The following is a 14913-nucleotide window of genomic DNA, read 5'->3' on the forward strand; positions in this document are numbered from 1 at the left end:
GGTGGCGCGGACTGGCGGCCGGCGCGCGGCGCGGCCGGCGCGAGCGCCTTCGCGGCCGCGTCGCGCACGAAGTAACCGGACTGCGGCCGCGTCTCGACGATGCCGCGGCTCTCCAGCAGCGCATACGCATGCAGCACCGTCTTGATGCTGACGCCGTGCTGCTGGCTCGCCTGACGCACCGAGGCAATCCGCTCGCCGGCCGCGAATACGCCGCGGCGCACGGCTTCGGTGATCTCGTCGGCGAGCTTTTCGTAGAGTTTCACGGGGCGGGTCGGCGTGGGGCGGTCTGCATGGAATGGGAATGGGCGGGAATCGCCGAAGCACCCGGCCAGGGGCAACGCCACGCAACTGTACTCCTCTTCTTTCCGTTTTTCTGTATCCAGCGCGCTTTTGGGAACACAGTACGCTTGCGGGCACCGTCTGGAAAAGCCTCTCGAGTCTCACCCCATCGTTACACCATGAAGAAGAACGAAGCTCGCGCCGAACCGCGCATCGAACCCTATAAGCACCCCGCCGCGGGCTGGGGCGCGTTGAAATACGTCGCCATCAACCTGTTGAAGGAAAAGGTCGCGGGCGGCAACTATCGCACGCTGCTCAAGCAGAACCAGCCCGACGGCTTCGACTGCCCCGGCTGCGCGTGGCCGGACCGCGAGCATGCGTCGACGTTCGAATTCTGCGAAAACGGCGTCAAGGCGGTGGCCGCGGAGGCGACCAGCAAGCGCGTGACACCCGCATTCTTCGAGCAGCACAGCGTCGCCGAACTGATGACGCAATCCGACTTCGAACTCGAGCAGCACGGCCGCCTGACCGATCCGCTCGTCTATGACGCAAAGCGCGACCGCTACGTGCCGATCGGCTGGGACGACGCGTTCGAACTGATCGCGCGTCACCTGAAGCGACTCGACGATCCGAACCGCGCCGCGTTCTATACGTCGGGCCGCGCGAGCAACGAAGCCGCGTTCCTGTATCAGTTGTTCGTGCGCATGTACGGCACCAACAATTTCCCCGACTGTTCGAATATGTGCCATGAGGCGACGAGTCGCGGCCTGCCGCACACGGTCGGCATCGGCAAAGGCACGGTCACGCTCGACGACTTCGAACACGCGGACACGCTGCTGATCTTCGGCCAGAATCCGGCCACCAACCACCCGCGCATGCTCGGCGAACTGCGTGAATGCGCGAAGCGCGGCGCGACGATCGTGTCGATCAATCCGCTGAAGGAACGCGGACTCGAACGCTTCGCGAGCCCGCAGCATCCGGTCGAAATGCTGACGATGGGCAGCACGCGCATCAGCTCGGTATTCATTCGCCCGAAAGTCGGCGGCGATTTCGCGCTGATCAAGGGCGTCGCCAAGCGCGTGCTCGAACTCGACGACGAAGCGCTCGCGTCGGGCCTCGATCGCGTGCTCGACGTCGATTTCATCGCCGAACACACGGTCGGCTTCGCCGCCTTCGCCGACGATCTGCGCGCCGAGCGCTGGGATACGATCGTCGCCGAAGCGGGCGTGCCGCTCGACGACGTGCTGAAACTCGCCGACATCTATGTGAAGGGCCGCGCGGTGATCTCGACGTGGGGCATGGGCCTCACGCAGCACAAGAACTCGGTCGCGACCGTGCAACTGCTGTCGAACCTGATGATGATGCGCGGCAATATCGGCCGGCGCGGCGCCGGGCTGTGTCCGGTGCGCGGCCACTCCAACGTGCAGGGCGACCGCACGGTCGGCATCGAGGAAAAACCGACCGACGCGTTTCTCGACAGGCTCGGCGCGGCCTACGATTTCGCGCCGCCGCGCGAGCACGGGCTCGACGTCGTCAATACGATTCAGGCGATGCTCGACGGCAAGGTGAAGGTGTTCATCGGCCTCGGCGGCAATTTCTCGATCGCGACGCCGGACACACCGCGCACGTGGAACGCGATGCGCGCGTGCGATCTGACCGTGCACGTGACGACGAAGCTGAACCGCAGCCACCTCGTGCACGGCCGCGACGCGCTGATCCTGCCGACGCTCGGACGCACCGAGATCGATCTGCAGAACGGCGTGCCGCAAGGCGTGAGCGTCGAGGACTCGATGAGCATGGTGCACATCTCGTACGGGATGAACAAGCCGGCGTCGGACAATCTGCTGTCGGAAATCGCGATCGTCGCGCGTATCGCACATGCAACGTTAGGCAGCGACAAGGTCGACTGGCTCGCGCATGCGGCGGACTATGCGCTGATTCGCGACGGCATCGCGAAGGTGATCGACGGTTTCGCGGACTACAACGAGCGCCTGAAGCAACCGGGCGGTTTCCATCTCGGCGTCGCGTCGCGCGAGCGCGTGTGGAAAACGCCGAGCGGCAAGGCGCAGTTCATCGCGCACGCGATCGCGCTCGACACGCCGATTCATCAGGCGCGCAAGCGATACGGCGAACGGCTGATGACGCTGATGACCACGCGTTCGCACGATCAATACAACACAACGATTTACGGACTCGACGATCGCTATCGCGGCGTGTACGGCCAGCGGCGCGTGCTGTTCGCCAATCCGGACGACCTCGCGATGCTCGGTTTCGCGGCCGGTCAGCGCGTCGATATCACGAGCGTGTGGGCCGATGGCATCGAGCGCCGCGTGGACGGGTTTCTGCTGGTCGAGTACGACATTCCGCGCGGCTGCCTGGGTGCGTACTATCCGGAGACGAATCCGCTCGTGCCGCTCTCGTCGGTCGCGGACGGCGCGGGCACGCCGACTTCGAAGTCGATTCCGGTGTTGTTGACGGCGTCGGCGGTGGAGGCCGTGGCGGCGTGAGGTTTGCCGCCTGAGGTTGAGACGCGCGCTACGCGTTTCAAGCGGTTTTCTTCGTCAGATCGCGCTGCGTCAAATAGAGGCGCAGATCGAATTCGATCTGGTGGTAGCCCGGCTGCATGAACTCGCACAGCCGATAAAACGCCTTGTTGTGATCGCTCTCTTTCAGATGAGCGAGTTCGTGCACGACGATCATCTTCAGAAACTCCGGCGCCGCGGACTTGAACAGCGACGCGACGCGGATTTCCTTTTTCGCCTTCAGCTTGCCGCCCTGCACGCGCGAAATGCTCGTGTGCAGGCCGAGCGCGTGACGCACGACGTCGAGCTTGCTGTCGTAAATGACCTTGTCGATCTGCTCCGCGCCGCGCAGATGTTCGCGCTTCAGCTCCGTGCAGTACTCGTATAGCGCGCGATCGGTTTGCACGTCGTGCGTGTTCGGGTATTTCCGCGCGAGGTAGGAACCGAGCTGGTCGCCGGCGATCAGGGTTCTCACCTTCTCCTGCAGCGGTGCGGGATAGCCGGTGAGGTATTTCAGCGAAGACATGAAAGATGGGGGGGTGGCTGGTTTTGAGGCCAGATATTACGCATAGTCCTGCGTATCGACAACCATGGTCATTGGACGGACAAAGATGAAAATCATCGAACAATACGAATCGTTTCACGACTGGTATCTGCTCGGCATAGCAGCAGACATGGACAGACAGGTAGTCGACCTTCGCCTGATGTTCGACAACAGGAAAGACCGGGTACGGCTGTCGTTTACCGGGGCTACCCGATGTTGGGTCAACGATTTTCTGATACAGAACATTATTTACTCAATCAAGGTACTGACCGATTTCAATTCGGACGAGTACCGGAAGGCACTCGCGTTGCTGGATAAATCCTATTCCTGGGGGGAAGGGAAGCCGTTGAAAAACATTGCATTTGTGCAGGCCACACTGGGCGCTGAATTGTTTATTGAGTTTGATTCCCTTGAGGTAGAACCGGAAATGCGAGTTTGCATGTCAGATTCAGGTCCATGAATGACTCCCTTTCAATGGATGGAGCAAATACGATGAAATCGAGTCTTGAACGCCGGACGCCGCCGGGAGGTTCACGTACGTGTAATCGATGCACCGCCATCGACCAGTGAGGCAGTGCCGGTCACGAACGACGAATCGTCCGACGCGAGATACAGCACCGAACGCGCCAGTTCTTCCGGCTTGGCGACGCGCTTGAGCGCATGCAGCCCGGTCACGAACGCCTGCGATTCATCGCTGTCGTTCATGCCGCGATACATCTCCGTGTCCACAGCGCCCGGCAACACCGCGTTGACGCGTATACCTTGCGCGCCGTACTCGGCGGCGAGTGCCTGCGTCAAGCCGATCAGCCCGGCCTTGCTTGCCGCGTAGGCCGCGGTACCGGGAAACGCGAACGAGTAACCGACGAACGTCGACGTGAAGATGATCGAACCACCGCCCTGCTTCAGCATTTCGGGAATCTGGTGCTTCGCGCCGAGGAAGGCACTGGTCAGATTGGTCGCCAGCGCGGCATTCCAGCCGGCCTCGGAAATACCCGTGGTCGGGCCCATTTCGCCCAGCGTACCGGCGTTGTTGTAAGCGATATCCAGACGACCGAAGCGGCTCACCGCGAGTGCGACCAACGCCTTCGCGAAGTCTTCCGATTGCACGTCACCCGCCAGATACGCGGCTTCGCCGCCTTCGCCGACGATCTCCGCGGCGAGCGCCTCAAGTTCCACCGCTCGGCGCGCCGCAATGACTACCCTGGCGCCTTCAGCGGCGAACAGTCTGGCAGTCGCTCGGCCGATGCCCGAGCTGGCGCCGGTGACGAGCGCTACCTTGCTGGTCAAACGTCCCATGATGGTTCTCCATTCAAAAGTAAATGCCGGCGGACGATCCGATCCCACGGCGGGATGCCTGGGACCAATGGGAATGCCGCAAGTATGGGCTTGCGCAATTCGCCGGAGTAGCCTTCAATTCCCACACCAGCATTTCGGAAAACCCGAACAATCATGAAGCTCGAGGGTATTGCCACCTTTGTGTCCGTGGTGGAGAGCGGCTCGCTCAGTGAGGCGGCACGTCGGCTGCGAGTGTCGCGCTCTGTGGTCAGCGAGCGGCTGGTGGAGCTGGAGAAGACGCTGGGCACGAGTCTGCTGCAGCGGACGACCCGCAAGCTGACCGTGACCGAAGACGGCAAGGCTTTCCTCGCGAGGGCGATCCGCATCACGCGGGAGGTGGAGGAGGCAACTGCCGATCTGGCCGAACGCAGAGGTTCGCTGAGCGGCCCATTGCGAATTTCCGCGCCCGTGACCTTTGGCCGTATGCATCTGGGGCCGGCGCTCTATTCGTTCCTGGCTCTGCATCCTGAGATACGGCTCACCCTGGACCTGAACGACCGTCGGGTGGACGCGAATGCGGACGGCTTCGATGCGGTCATCCGCCACGGTTCCATAGCCGATTCCTACCTCGTGGCCTGGCGACTGGCGACCAGCAGGCGCGTGCTGGTGGCGGCGCCGTCCTACGTCGCCCAATCTGGCCAGCCGACTTCTCCGGCTGAACTGGAAGGGCACCGGGGAATTTTCTACATGAACCGGGGACGAGCGGATTGGCGCTTTGTCCAGCAAGGTCAGACCACAGTAGTGCACGGTCGATCCGGCCTGGTGCTGAACAACGGCGATATGATGCGTGATTCCGCCATTGCCGGTTTGGGTATCGCATTGCTGCCCATGTTCATCGTAGGCGATGCGCTCAGGTCCGGCGTCCTTATAACCATCGATATCGGCATCGAGGCGGAAACGGAGTTCATCTACATCGCGCACCCGGATGGCCAGCGTCCTTCGGCGAAGCTTCGCGCGCTGGCGGTCTGGCTGCGGGAAGCGTTCGGAAGTCCGCCATATTGGGATGCGACCTGACGCTCCGGGTTGGCCACGGTAATGCAAAACTCTATAGCGCGAGGGTGTGCGGCCGACAAGGATGCGACGAGCCCTGCCACTGCATCATTCAATCGCGAGTTGCCGAACGCAGTGTTGCGCGCCGATCAGGCAGGTCAAACCACGTTTCCCGAGTTTCTGCTGGGCGCGCGAATTGCCAGCGTGCTTCGATACGACGTCGGCCTGATTCGCCGATGCGCCGGTTATTTCGGCTGCGACGGCGAATCCTGTGTCGAGAGCTATCCCGAAGTGACGGTGCAAAACCCGCGGATCTGAATGAACTATCCGGCCGGCCTCCGGAGACGCACACGGCCATCGGGGACCACATGTGCATCGTCCTGGCGAGGCCAACACTGACCCGGCGGCCACGTCACTACATCGTCGCGCGAAGTGTGAACAGCACCTTGGCGGGATCGCCGTAGTAGGTGCCGGGGCCGCCCGTCGTCAGCGACGAGATGTACTTCCGATTGAACAGATTCGTCACCAGCAGTGACGCACTCAGGTGTTTGTTGATCTGGTAGCCGATATTTGCGTCCACCGTCGCGTAACCACCTGCCGTCAACGTGCCGCCCGACGTCGTGTTATTCGACAGGAAGCCGTTCTTGTCCGTGTAGGAGGTGCTGCTCTGCACGTAAAGCGCGCCACCTATCGTCCAGCGGTAGAACTGGTCCGGCAGGTTGTAGCTGGTCCAGAACTTGAACAGGTGCTTCGGCGTCACCACGGAGAAGCCCTGGTGCGCGGTGAAGCTGTCGTCGTAATTGCGCCAGTTTGCATAGGTGTAGCCGGCCGCGACCTTCCAGTTCGACGTCAACTGACCAATCGCCCGCAGGTCCACGCCCTGGGACTGCGCCTGCCCTTGCGCGATGTCGAAGCCCGGGTTGAGCGGATCACCCATCGCGCGATTCTTCTCGCGGATATGGAACAACGCGACGTTCGTGCTGAGCAGGCCGCCCAGGTACTCGCCCTTCTCGCCGATTTCGACCTGATAGCCCTCGAGCGGCTTGATCACCTGGCCCGAGACCGTTTCATCGGTCGCCTGCGGCTGGAAGATCGACGCATAGCTCGCATAGAACGTGTGACGGTCGTTGAGATCGTAAAGCAGGCCCACCGTCGGGCTGAACTTTGCCGACAGGTGATCGTGCGTTGCCGTGTTGCCGAAGAAATTGTTGTTCGGATCCGAGCTCGGCACTGATTCGCCGTCCCACCACGTCACGCGTGCGCCCACCACCAGCGTAAGCGGGTCGGCAAGGCTGAAGCGCGCGTTGCCGTAGATGCCGTACTGCGTGGATGTCGCCGTCACGTCGTTTTGCGGGCCACTCGCGAACGCATTCGAATAAGCCGAATTGTCATAGAGCGGAGCGGTGATGTCCCCTTCGAAGTCCAGTCCGGTGTCGGGATTGATGAGGTACTGGTTGGTGACGTCGTTCGTATGCAGATAGCTCGCGCCGACCGTCAAATGGTGTGTACGCCCGAACAGGGTGAACGGTCCGCTCGCATAGAGGTCGATCGCGTTCTGCGTGTTGGTGTCGGCCGTGTTAACGCTATAGCGGTTACTCAGGTTGGTCACGGAATCGTTCGTGATGATCGCGCCCGTCAGCACGTCGGTGGTCGTACGCATGAAGTTGTACGAGAGCTTCGCCCTCCATCCCGCTCCCAGTTTCTGTTCAACTCCCGCAAATGCATTGGTGCGCTGGTTCGAGAACCAGTTCCAGTCCGGCCCGAGATAGGCGGACCGGGAAATGTTCAGGTTCGTATAATCGATGTTGTTCGGCAGCCCATACATGAGCTTGCCATAGATGTCGGTATAGCTCACACCGGCACGCACCAGGGTGGTCGGCGTCACGTCCGCTTCGAGCGTTCCGTAGAACTGCTGGTCACGCTTCCACGTGGAGTCCTGCATCTCGTGCTGGTATTGCTCGTCGACCACGAAACGGCCGCGCAGGGTTCCCGCCGCGTTAAGCGGACCGCCGACGTCCGCCTGTACGTCGCCGTTCGTATAAGTGCCCGCCGAGACCTGGGCCGAAGCCTCGAACTGGCTCGGCGCACGCTTGCGGACCAGATTCAGGATGCCGCCCTCACCGCCAAAACCGTTCAGGATACCGGACGGCCCATACAGTACCTCGACCCGGTCGTAAGCGGCCAACCCCTCGGTTGGACCCGAAATCCCACTGGTAGTGACCCCGGTCGGCACGCCATCGAACTGGATTGTGCTGATGGGAAAACCGCGGCTGTAGTAACTGGTGAATCCCGGCTGATTGACTTCGGTGGTCACACCAGGTGCGAAGCGCATCGCATCGTCGACCGTGCGCATGGAAAGCGCCCGGATCTGCTGCTGCGTGACCACGCTCACCGTCTGTGGAATTTCCCGTGCGCTCAACGCGTCCTTCGACCCGACCGTCGTCGGTGGATTGACGGCGTTTGCTGCTTGCGCCGCATACGCGCTGCCCGTCACGCTGATCGCGGGCAGCGTGCCGTCGTCCACGCTGTCGGACGTGGCTTCGAGCGACCAGCTTCCGTCGGCCTGCGGCACCGCCGCGAGGCTCGTTCCGGCGAGCAGCGCCTGCAATGCACCGCCCACCGAATACGCGCCGTGCAGACCGGGGCTCGTTTTGCCTTTGGCAAGATCCGTCGCCCCGACGACGTAGATGCCCGCCTGGGCGGAGAACGTGGTCAGGACCTGGCTGAGCGGGCCGGTGGCAATGTCATAACGCTGCCTGGCGGGAGCCGCCGCCGCGGTTTGCGCATGCGCGGCGGGCGCCCACGACGCGACGGCGAACGCCCCGCTGGCCATGAGCATGTGCACGGTGAGGGCGAGCGGCCGTCGCGCACGCGAGCGGCGCGCGCTGGCGGCGATGAATCGGGAATCCGGAGTAGCGGACCAGTTTGGCATGAAGGGCTCCTGTGGCGTGAAAGGCGAGATCGGCGGTGATCGCCAATACCGGTGCCCGTGGAGCTGCCTGTGATCCCGCAAAGGAGCGCGCGAATGCGGCGCGTGCCGGCGCCATGCGCACCGGCGATCATCGAGTGGCTGGAGCAACCTGGATCTCTCTCAATCTGTAAAACCATCGAGAGAACAAAATCCGGAACCACTTTCTGAAAATTTTTCTCGAGCGCGAGACGTGCGCGACGCTACTGATTGCCGACGATGGTGACCCACCACGGCAGGGTTTCATGCGCCCGCACGGGTAGCACTGTCGCGAGCATGGCGATCGCACGATCGGTGTCGCGCAGCGGAAAGCTGCCATACACCCGCAAGCCGGCCACCTCGCCGGCGACACCAAGGTGGCCGGAGCGGTAACGCTGGAGCTGCTCGACGAATTCGCCCAGCGTGATGTCGCGCGCGATCAGCACGCCGCGAGTCCAGGCTTCACGCGCCGGATCGGCTTCCTGCGCCCACCCGATGCGGTCCCGGGTGAAGCGGATCTGATGCCCGGCGGGGACCATCGTGCGCTGGTCACTGTCGCGCAGCGTGACTTCAACCGCGCCTTCGTAGACGCTCAGCAAGGTCGCGTCGTCGCCCTGGAGCACGTTGAAACGCGTTCCCAGCGCGTGCAGGCGGCCCTCCGACGTAGACACGACGAAGGGGCGCGTCGCATCGTGAGCGGTCTCGATGAAGACCTCGCCGCGTACCAGCTTCACCTCGCGTATTGCCCCATCGAATGCGAGATTGAAGGCCGTAGCCGTGTTGATCCAGACATGCGTGCCATCGGGCAGGAACACGTCGCGCTGTTCACCGGTGCCGGTCCGGTAGTCGGCGGCCCATGCCAGTAGCGTGCCGGGCGACTGGCGCCAGATCAGGCCCGTGAGACCGCCCACGCCCAGCAACCCGGCGATGCCGAGCAGCGCGCGGCGGCGGCGATGTACGCGCGCGTTCGCTTCGACGAGCGATTCGCTCGCCCGCATCGGGTCCGGCATGTCCTGCAAGGCGGCAAAAGACTTGCTGATCTGCTCGATGTAGCGCCACGCCGTGCGGTGCTCGCTCGACGCATCGAGCCAGGATTGCCAGTCCGCCTTTTCCCCGGGAGTGGCGTCGCCGCTGCGCAGCACCGCATACCATTCGGCGGCAGCTTGCAGGGTGGCGTGGGAAGGTCGTGGTGTCATTCTTGAATGGGAAAGCCAGGCATCGTTGAATGGGAAAGCCAGGCATCGGTCGCGGATGCGTTTTCGCGTCGCCGGCACGCGGTCCGCTACCCCTCGAGGTCTTCGCGCAATGCCTCGGCGGTGTCGCGCGCGTGCAATTGCAGGCAGCTGAACATCGCCTTCGCGACGTATTTGCGCACCATCCGCCCGGACACGCCAAGGCGCGCGCCCACTTCGTCGTCGGTCATCTGGAAAGCCACGGCCAGCAGGAACGCCTGCGCCGCCTTTTCGGGCAGCGCGTAAAGCATCGCGCTGACTTCCGCCAGCGCTTCCAGCACGATGGCCTGACGTTCGGCCGAGGGATAGGCCGGTTCCGGCCAGGCAGCAAGCGTCTCCAGCCAGGCGCGCTCGATTTCCTGGCGGTGCCAGAGATTGATGCACAGGTTCTGCGCCGAGGTGCGCAGATACGCGCGCGCCTCGGCGAAACTGTGCACTTCAGGCGCCGTGGCACGCACCATCAGACGAACAAAGGTGTCGTGCGCGAGATCGGCGGCGTCGGCCGCATTCCCCAGCCGGCGGCGAAGCCAGTCGAACAGCCAGCGATGATGATCGTGGTAGAGCGTGTGCAGCGTAGGCTGCACCGGATAGTCGGCGGCGGACATCGGATGGCCTTTCCAGCAGGGTCGCGCGGCGACGCAAATGAGAATAAGTATCGTTTATAACCTATTCCGCATCGATTGATCAACGAAATCAAGCGCCGTTCACAGGTTGCGCGTTTCTCTTGACAGTAAAGCCGTCATCGGATAGCCACTTGCGACTGTCCGAAGTAAATCCGGCAGCAGGTGTTGCCGGCGACTTGCGCCAAGGACTGAAACGGGTCGCGAAAGCTCATTCGACGACGGTGAGAGTTGCGATTGCCAGCAACGAACCCAACCCTCACATCAGATGATGCCCCGCTCACGATACGGCTCTTCACGCTGCACGCGCGCATAGCCGAAGCTGGTCAAATCGAGCGTCTCGTATCGCCCCTTGACGATCAGCTCCGCGACGGCAAGACCCGCCGCCGGCGCATGCATCAGCCCGTGTCCGGAGAAGCCCGCCGCGACGATGAAGTTCTCGCAACGACCGCTCCACCGGCCGATGATCGCGTTACCGTCGAAGTCGTTCTGCTCGTAGAGTCCCGCCCATGAGCGCGTGAGCCTCGGCCGCCCCAGTCCGGGAAAGCGCCATTCGACCGCGGGCCGCACCGCGCTGTCGAACCAGCTCTCGTCCAGTGTCTGCGAAAAGCCACGCGACACATGCGTTTTCACGAGCCCGCCGGAATAGGCGTTGCCGGCCGAACGAATCGCGAGACCCGCGAGGTCCTTGACGTAGGGCATCTGTGGATGAGCGGTGTCGGCGGTGAAGACATGTTCGAAGCGGCGCATCGGATTGACCGGCAACGGCATGTCGACCAGCGCACTCACGCTGCCCGCCCAAGGCCCGGCGCAATTGACGAAGTATTCGGCCCTCACCGCGTTACCCGAGCTCAGGCGCGCCGCGACGACGCGACCGCCCTGCCTATCGAATCCGCACACCGCGTCGGTGACGAAGCGCACGCCGGCCTGTTGCGCGAGATGCGTAATCACGCGCAGATACTTCCGCGGATCGAACCAGCCGTCTTCGGGCGACCAGGCGGCGGCGCCCAGATCATCTGTACGCAGCATCGGAAAGCGCCGCGCCGTTTCCCGTGGCGACAACAGTTCGACGTTCGCGCCCATCCGCCGCTGCGTCTTGTGGTTCGATTCGAGCAGTGCGATGCCCTCGGGCGGCACGATGAACAGATACCCGCGCTCGCACCAGTCGACGCGTTCAAGCTCGCTTTGCGCCGTCGCATCCAGTTGCTTGAAGAACCCGATGCTGTACGCCGACATCGCGATGTTCTCCGGGCAGCAGAACAAACGCCGCGCGCCGCCCGAGCCCGAGCGCGCGGTCGACGAAAAGTCGTCTGACGGAGCACGGTCGATCACCGTGACATCGAGCCCCGGATCGAGCCGCTTGCAGAATAGCGCGACGCTCGCGCCGATCGCGCCCGCGCCGACAATCACTACATCAGTCATCGCATGTTCCCCTGGTCGCGGACGGGCTTTGCGTCGTCAAATGATGCCCAGCTCGCGATAAGGCGCGTTCGCCTCCACGCGTTCGTAGCCGAGACGCGTGAGATCGATGGTCTGGAAGGCGCCATCGACGATCAGCTCCGCGATGCCGCGCCCCGCCGCCGGCGAATGCATCATGCCGTGCCCCGAAAAACCCGCGACGGTGTAGAGATTTTTCAACCGCGCATTCCACGCGCCGATCACCGGATTGCCGTCCAGCTCGTTCTGCTCGTAAAGCCCCGACCATGTCCGATGACACTTCGCCGCCTCCAGTGGCGGAAAGCGGTGCGCGACAGCCGGCCATACGACGTTCTCGAAATAGTCGTGATCGACCTCGAAATCGAAGCCGCTGCGCACGCTGCCGTCCACGAGACCGCCGGAAAAACCGTTGCCCTCGGAGCGGAACGCGAGCCGGCTCAGATCCTTCACGTACGGCAGAGGCTCGATCGGGTTGCCGCAGGTGAAGTAGTGCTCGAAGCGCTTCATCGGCACGATCGGCAGGTGCATGTCGAACAGTTTCGCGATTTCGCCGGCCCATGCGCCGCCGCAATTAACGAAGGCCTCCGCTTTCAGCGTCGCACCGCTTTTCAGCGTGACCGATCGCGCGCTCGTCGCCGACACCTGCGCGCCGACCACCCTGTCCTTCAGATACTCGGCGCCGAGCTCGATCGCCTTGCGACGGAAACCCCAGAGCAGTCCGTTCGGATCGCACCAGCCGTCCTCGGGCGTATGCGCGCCGGCGCCCAGATCGTCGACATGAATCGACGGGAAACGCGCTTTCAGTTCCGCGGGCGTCAGCAGATCGACGTGGGCGCCCTGCGCGCGCTGCGCTTCGACGTTTTTTTCCAGCAGAGCCGTTTTTTCCGGCGGCACGAGAAACAGATAGCCGCCCTGCACCCAATCAACATGCGCGTCGTGCATGGCCGTCGACATCGTTGCGCTGAAGTTCTTGATGAACGCGAGGCTGTACAGCGACATCTGGATATTCTCCGGATTCGAGAACTGCACCCGGCAGCCGCCCGAGGATCGCAACGCCGACGCGAACTCGTAAGTCGGATCCGGCTCGACCACGCATAGCCGCGCGTGCGGCGCCTTGGCCAGAATGTTGTAAGCGACGCTCGATCCGAGAATGCCTCCGCCGATCACTACCACATCGAAACCGCGCTCCACCGTGTCAGTCATTGCATGCGTCCAGGTTGGGTTGTCAGGCAGCGGGCGCGCCCGCGAAAATCCTGCTCGACAGTATACGATTTTATATGAGTGAATACTATAATTCGATGGGCGCATCGCCGGCCAACCGTTTTGCGTGGCGCCCCAAAGGATGATCGAACGATGGACTACGACTACATAGTTGTCGGCGCCGGCGCGGCCGGATGCGTGATGGCGGCGCGCCTGTCCGAAGACGCGGCGAGCCGCGTGCTGCTGATCGAAGCCGGCGGCTCGGACCGCGCGCTGATCGTCGACATGCCGGCCGCGCTGCCGTTCGCCTACGCGAGCCGGCGGCTTGGCTGGCAATACGAGGCCGGTCCCGAACCGCAACTGAACGGCCGCTCCATCGACGAAAAGCGCGGCAAGGCGCTCGGCGGCAGCACGACCATCAACGCGATGATCTACAACCGCGGCAACCCGCTCGACTACGAAGGCTGGGCCAACGACCTCGGCTTGCACGACTGGTCGTATGCGCATTGCCTGCCGTATTTCCAGCGCATGGAGACATTCGGCGGCGGCGCGGATCCGTGGCGCGGCGGCGACGGCCCGATGTTCATCAACCGCTGCGGCGCCGATCACAAGCTGCACGACTGCTTTTTCCGCTCAGGCGAACAGCTCGGTTTTCCGCTGACGAAAGATCACAACGGTTATCGCCAGGAAGGGCTGCATGTCGCGCAGGCCTATATTCATCGCGGACGCCGCTGGTCGGCGGCGCGCGGCTATCTCGACGAAGCGTCGCGGCGGCCGAATCTGCACGTGCGGCCGGATGCCCTCGTCGAGCGCGTGCTGCTGGACGGCGATCGCGCGGTCGGTGTCGAGTATTCGGCGCGCGGCGCGCGCGTGACGGTGCATGCGACACGCGAAGTGATCCTGTGCGCGGGTGCGTTCAATTCGCCCAAACTGCTGATGCTGTCGGGCATCGGCGACGCCGACGAGCTGCGCCCGCACGGCATCGACGTGCGGCAGCACCTGCCGCAGATCAGCCGCAATCTGGCGAACCATCCAGGCGTCAATCTGCAATATGCGACGTCGCGCGAGCACTCGCTCGTCTCGCAACTGGGTCCGCTCGGTCAGGCGAAGATGGGCCTCGAATGGATGCTGTTCAGAAAGGGGCTCGGCACCACCAATTTCTTCGAAAGCGGCGCGTTCCTGCGCAGCAGTGATCGCTACGACTATCCGAACCTGCAGTTCGAATTCCTGCCGCTCACACGCCTGCTGAAGAACGGCCGGCTGGTCGCGATTGCGGGTTTCCAGTTCTGGCTCGATCTGTCGAGACCGAAGAGCCGCGGGCGCGTGCGCCTGCGCTCGGCCGATCCCGTCGCCGCGCCCGACATCGTGTTCCATCATTTTGCCGACCCCAACGACATGCGCGACATGATCGACTCGATCCGCCTCGCGCGGCGCATCATCGCACAGCCGGCATGGGACGCGGTGCGCGGCGACGAGCTCGCGCCCGGCGCGCACGCGCAAACCGATGCCGAGCTGGAAGCCTTCGTGCGCGCCAACACCGGTACGTCGTACCACCCGAGCGGCACATGCCGGATGGGCGTGGATGCCGATGCCGTCGTCGATGCGCATGGCCGGGTGCGCGGCCTCGCGGGCCTGCGCGTCGCCGATGCGTCGGTGATGCCGCGCATCGTGACCGGCAACCTGAGCGCCTGCGTGCTGATGATGGCGGAGAAGATCGCCGATCACGTGCGCGGACGCCCCGCGCTCGCGCCGTCGAACGCACCGTGGTTCAACTCCGCGATCGCCACCGCGTCGGTCTGAAGTCCGT

At 63.4% G+C, this 14913-nt stretch carries 13 protein-coding genes; 5 read left to right on the forward strand and 8 right to left on the reverse strand.

Annotated features, from left to right (window positions below; genetic code table 11):
- Nucleotides 1-263, reverse strand: a 263-nt coding sequence (locus QM685_RS04400; RefSeq protein ID WP_415113127.1) for a GntR family transcriptional regulator, incomplete at its 3' end; no start/stop codon positions are given.
- A gap of 195 nt (nt 264-458) precedes the next feature.
- Here QM685_RS04400 and QM685_RS04405 point away from each other — a divergent pair.
- Complete coding sequence (locus QM685_RS04405) at nt 459-2786, forward strand: FdhF/YdeP family oxidoreductase (RefSeq protein ID WP_415113129.1); 2328 nt, start codon at nt 459-461, stop codon at nt 2784-2786.
- Nucleotides 2787-2823: 37 nt separating this feature from the next.
- Here the strand turns inward: QM685_RS04405 and QM685_RS04410 are convergent, their stop codons facing one another.
- Complete coding sequence (locus QM685_RS04410; RefSeq protein ID WP_415113131.1) at nt 2824-3327, reverse strand: M48 family metallopeptidase; 504 nt, start codon at nt 3325-3327, stop codon at nt 2824-2826.
- An 85-nt stretch (nt 3328-3412) separates the two neighbouring features.
- Between QM685_RS04410 and QM685_RS04415 the strand changes: the two genes are divergently transcribed.
- Nucleotides 3413-3805: a hypothetical protein gene (locus QM685_RS04415; protein WP_415113133.1), complete on the forward strand. Its 393-nt coding sequence runs from the start codon at nt 3413-3415 to the stop codon at nt 3803-3805.
- Nucleotides 3806-3876: 71 nt separating this feature from the next.
- Here QM685_RS04415 and QM685_RS04420 read toward each other — a convergent pair whose 3' ends face one another.
- Nucleotides 3877-4641: an SDR family oxidoreductase gene (locus QM685_RS04420; protein WP_415113135.1), complete on the reverse strand. Its 765-nt coding sequence runs from the start codon at nt 4639-4641 to the stop codon at nt 3877-3879.
- Nucleotides 4642-4794: 153 nt separating this feature from the next.
- Here QM685_RS04420 and QM685_RS04425 point away from each other — a divergent pair, with 153 nt between their 5' ends.
- Both QM685_RS04425 and QM685_RS04430 read left to right on the forward strand, forming a co-directional pair.
- Complete coding sequence (locus tag QM685_RS04425; RefSeq protein ID WP_415113137.1) at nt 4795-5694, forward strand: LysR family transcriptional regulator; 900 nt, start codon at nt 4795-4797, stop codon at nt 5692-5694.
- A gap of 114 nt (nt 5695-5808) precedes the next feature.
- Nucleotides 5809-5988, forward strand: coding sequence for a hypothetical protein (locus QM685_RS04430; RefSeq protein WP_415113139.1), 180 nt, complete (start codon nt 5809-5811; stop codon nt 5986-5988).
- Between the two features lie 97 nt (nt 5989-6085).
- Here QM685_RS04430 and QM685_RS04435 read toward each other — a convergent pair whose 3' ends face one another.
- The 5 genes from QM685_RS04435 to QM685_RS04455 all read right to left on the reverse strand — a co-directional run bounded on the left by QM685_RS04435 (nt 6086) and on the right by QM685_RS04455 (nt 13109).
- A complete protein-coding gene (locus QM685_RS04435; RefSeq protein ID WP_415113141.1) occupies nt 6086-8602 on the reverse strand; it encodes a TonB-dependent siderophore receptor in 2517 nt (838 codons plus the stop codon).
- Nucleotides 8603-8841: 239 nt separating this feature from the next.
- Entirely contained in the window at nt 8842-9813 is a 972-nt protein-coding gene (locus QM685_RS04440; protein ID WP_415113143.1) for a FecR domain-containing protein, read from the reverse strand.
- 86 nt (nt 9814-9899) lie between these two features.
- Complete coding sequence (locus QM685_RS04445; protein ID WP_415113145.1) at nt 9900-10454, reverse strand: sigma-70 family RNA polymerase sigma factor; 555 nt, start codon at nt 10452-10454, stop codon at nt 9900-9902.
- 279 nt (nt 10455-10733) lie between these two features.
- Complete coding sequence (locus QM685_RS04450; RefSeq protein WP_415113147.1) at nt 10734-11891, reverse strand: NAD(P)/FAD-dependent oxidoreductase; 1158 nt, start codon at nt 11889-11891, stop codon at nt 10734-10736.
- A 36-nt stretch (nt 11892-11927) separates the two neighbouring features.
- Nucleotides 11928-13109: an NAD(P)/FAD-dependent oxidoreductase gene (locus tag QM685_RS04455; protein ID WP_415113149.1), complete on the reverse strand. Its 1182-nt coding sequence runs from the start codon at nt 13107-13109 to the stop codon at nt 11928-11930.
- A gap of 150 nt (nt 13110-13259) precedes the next feature.
- Between QM685_RS04455 and QM685_RS04460 the strand changes: the two genes are divergently transcribed.
- Nucleotides 13260-14906 (forward strand): choline dehydrogenase, encoded by a 1647-nt coding sequence (locus tag QM685_RS04460; RefSeq protein WP_415113151.1) that lies wholly within the window; start codon nt 13260-13262, stop codon nt 14904-14906.
- Nucleotides 14907-14913 lie beyond the last annotated feature (7 nt).

This window comes from Paraburkholderia sp. (assembly GCF_047605525.1).
Taxonomy (GTDB): Bacteria; Pseudomonadota; Gammaproteobacteria; order Burkholderiales; family Burkholderiaceae; genus Paraburkholderia.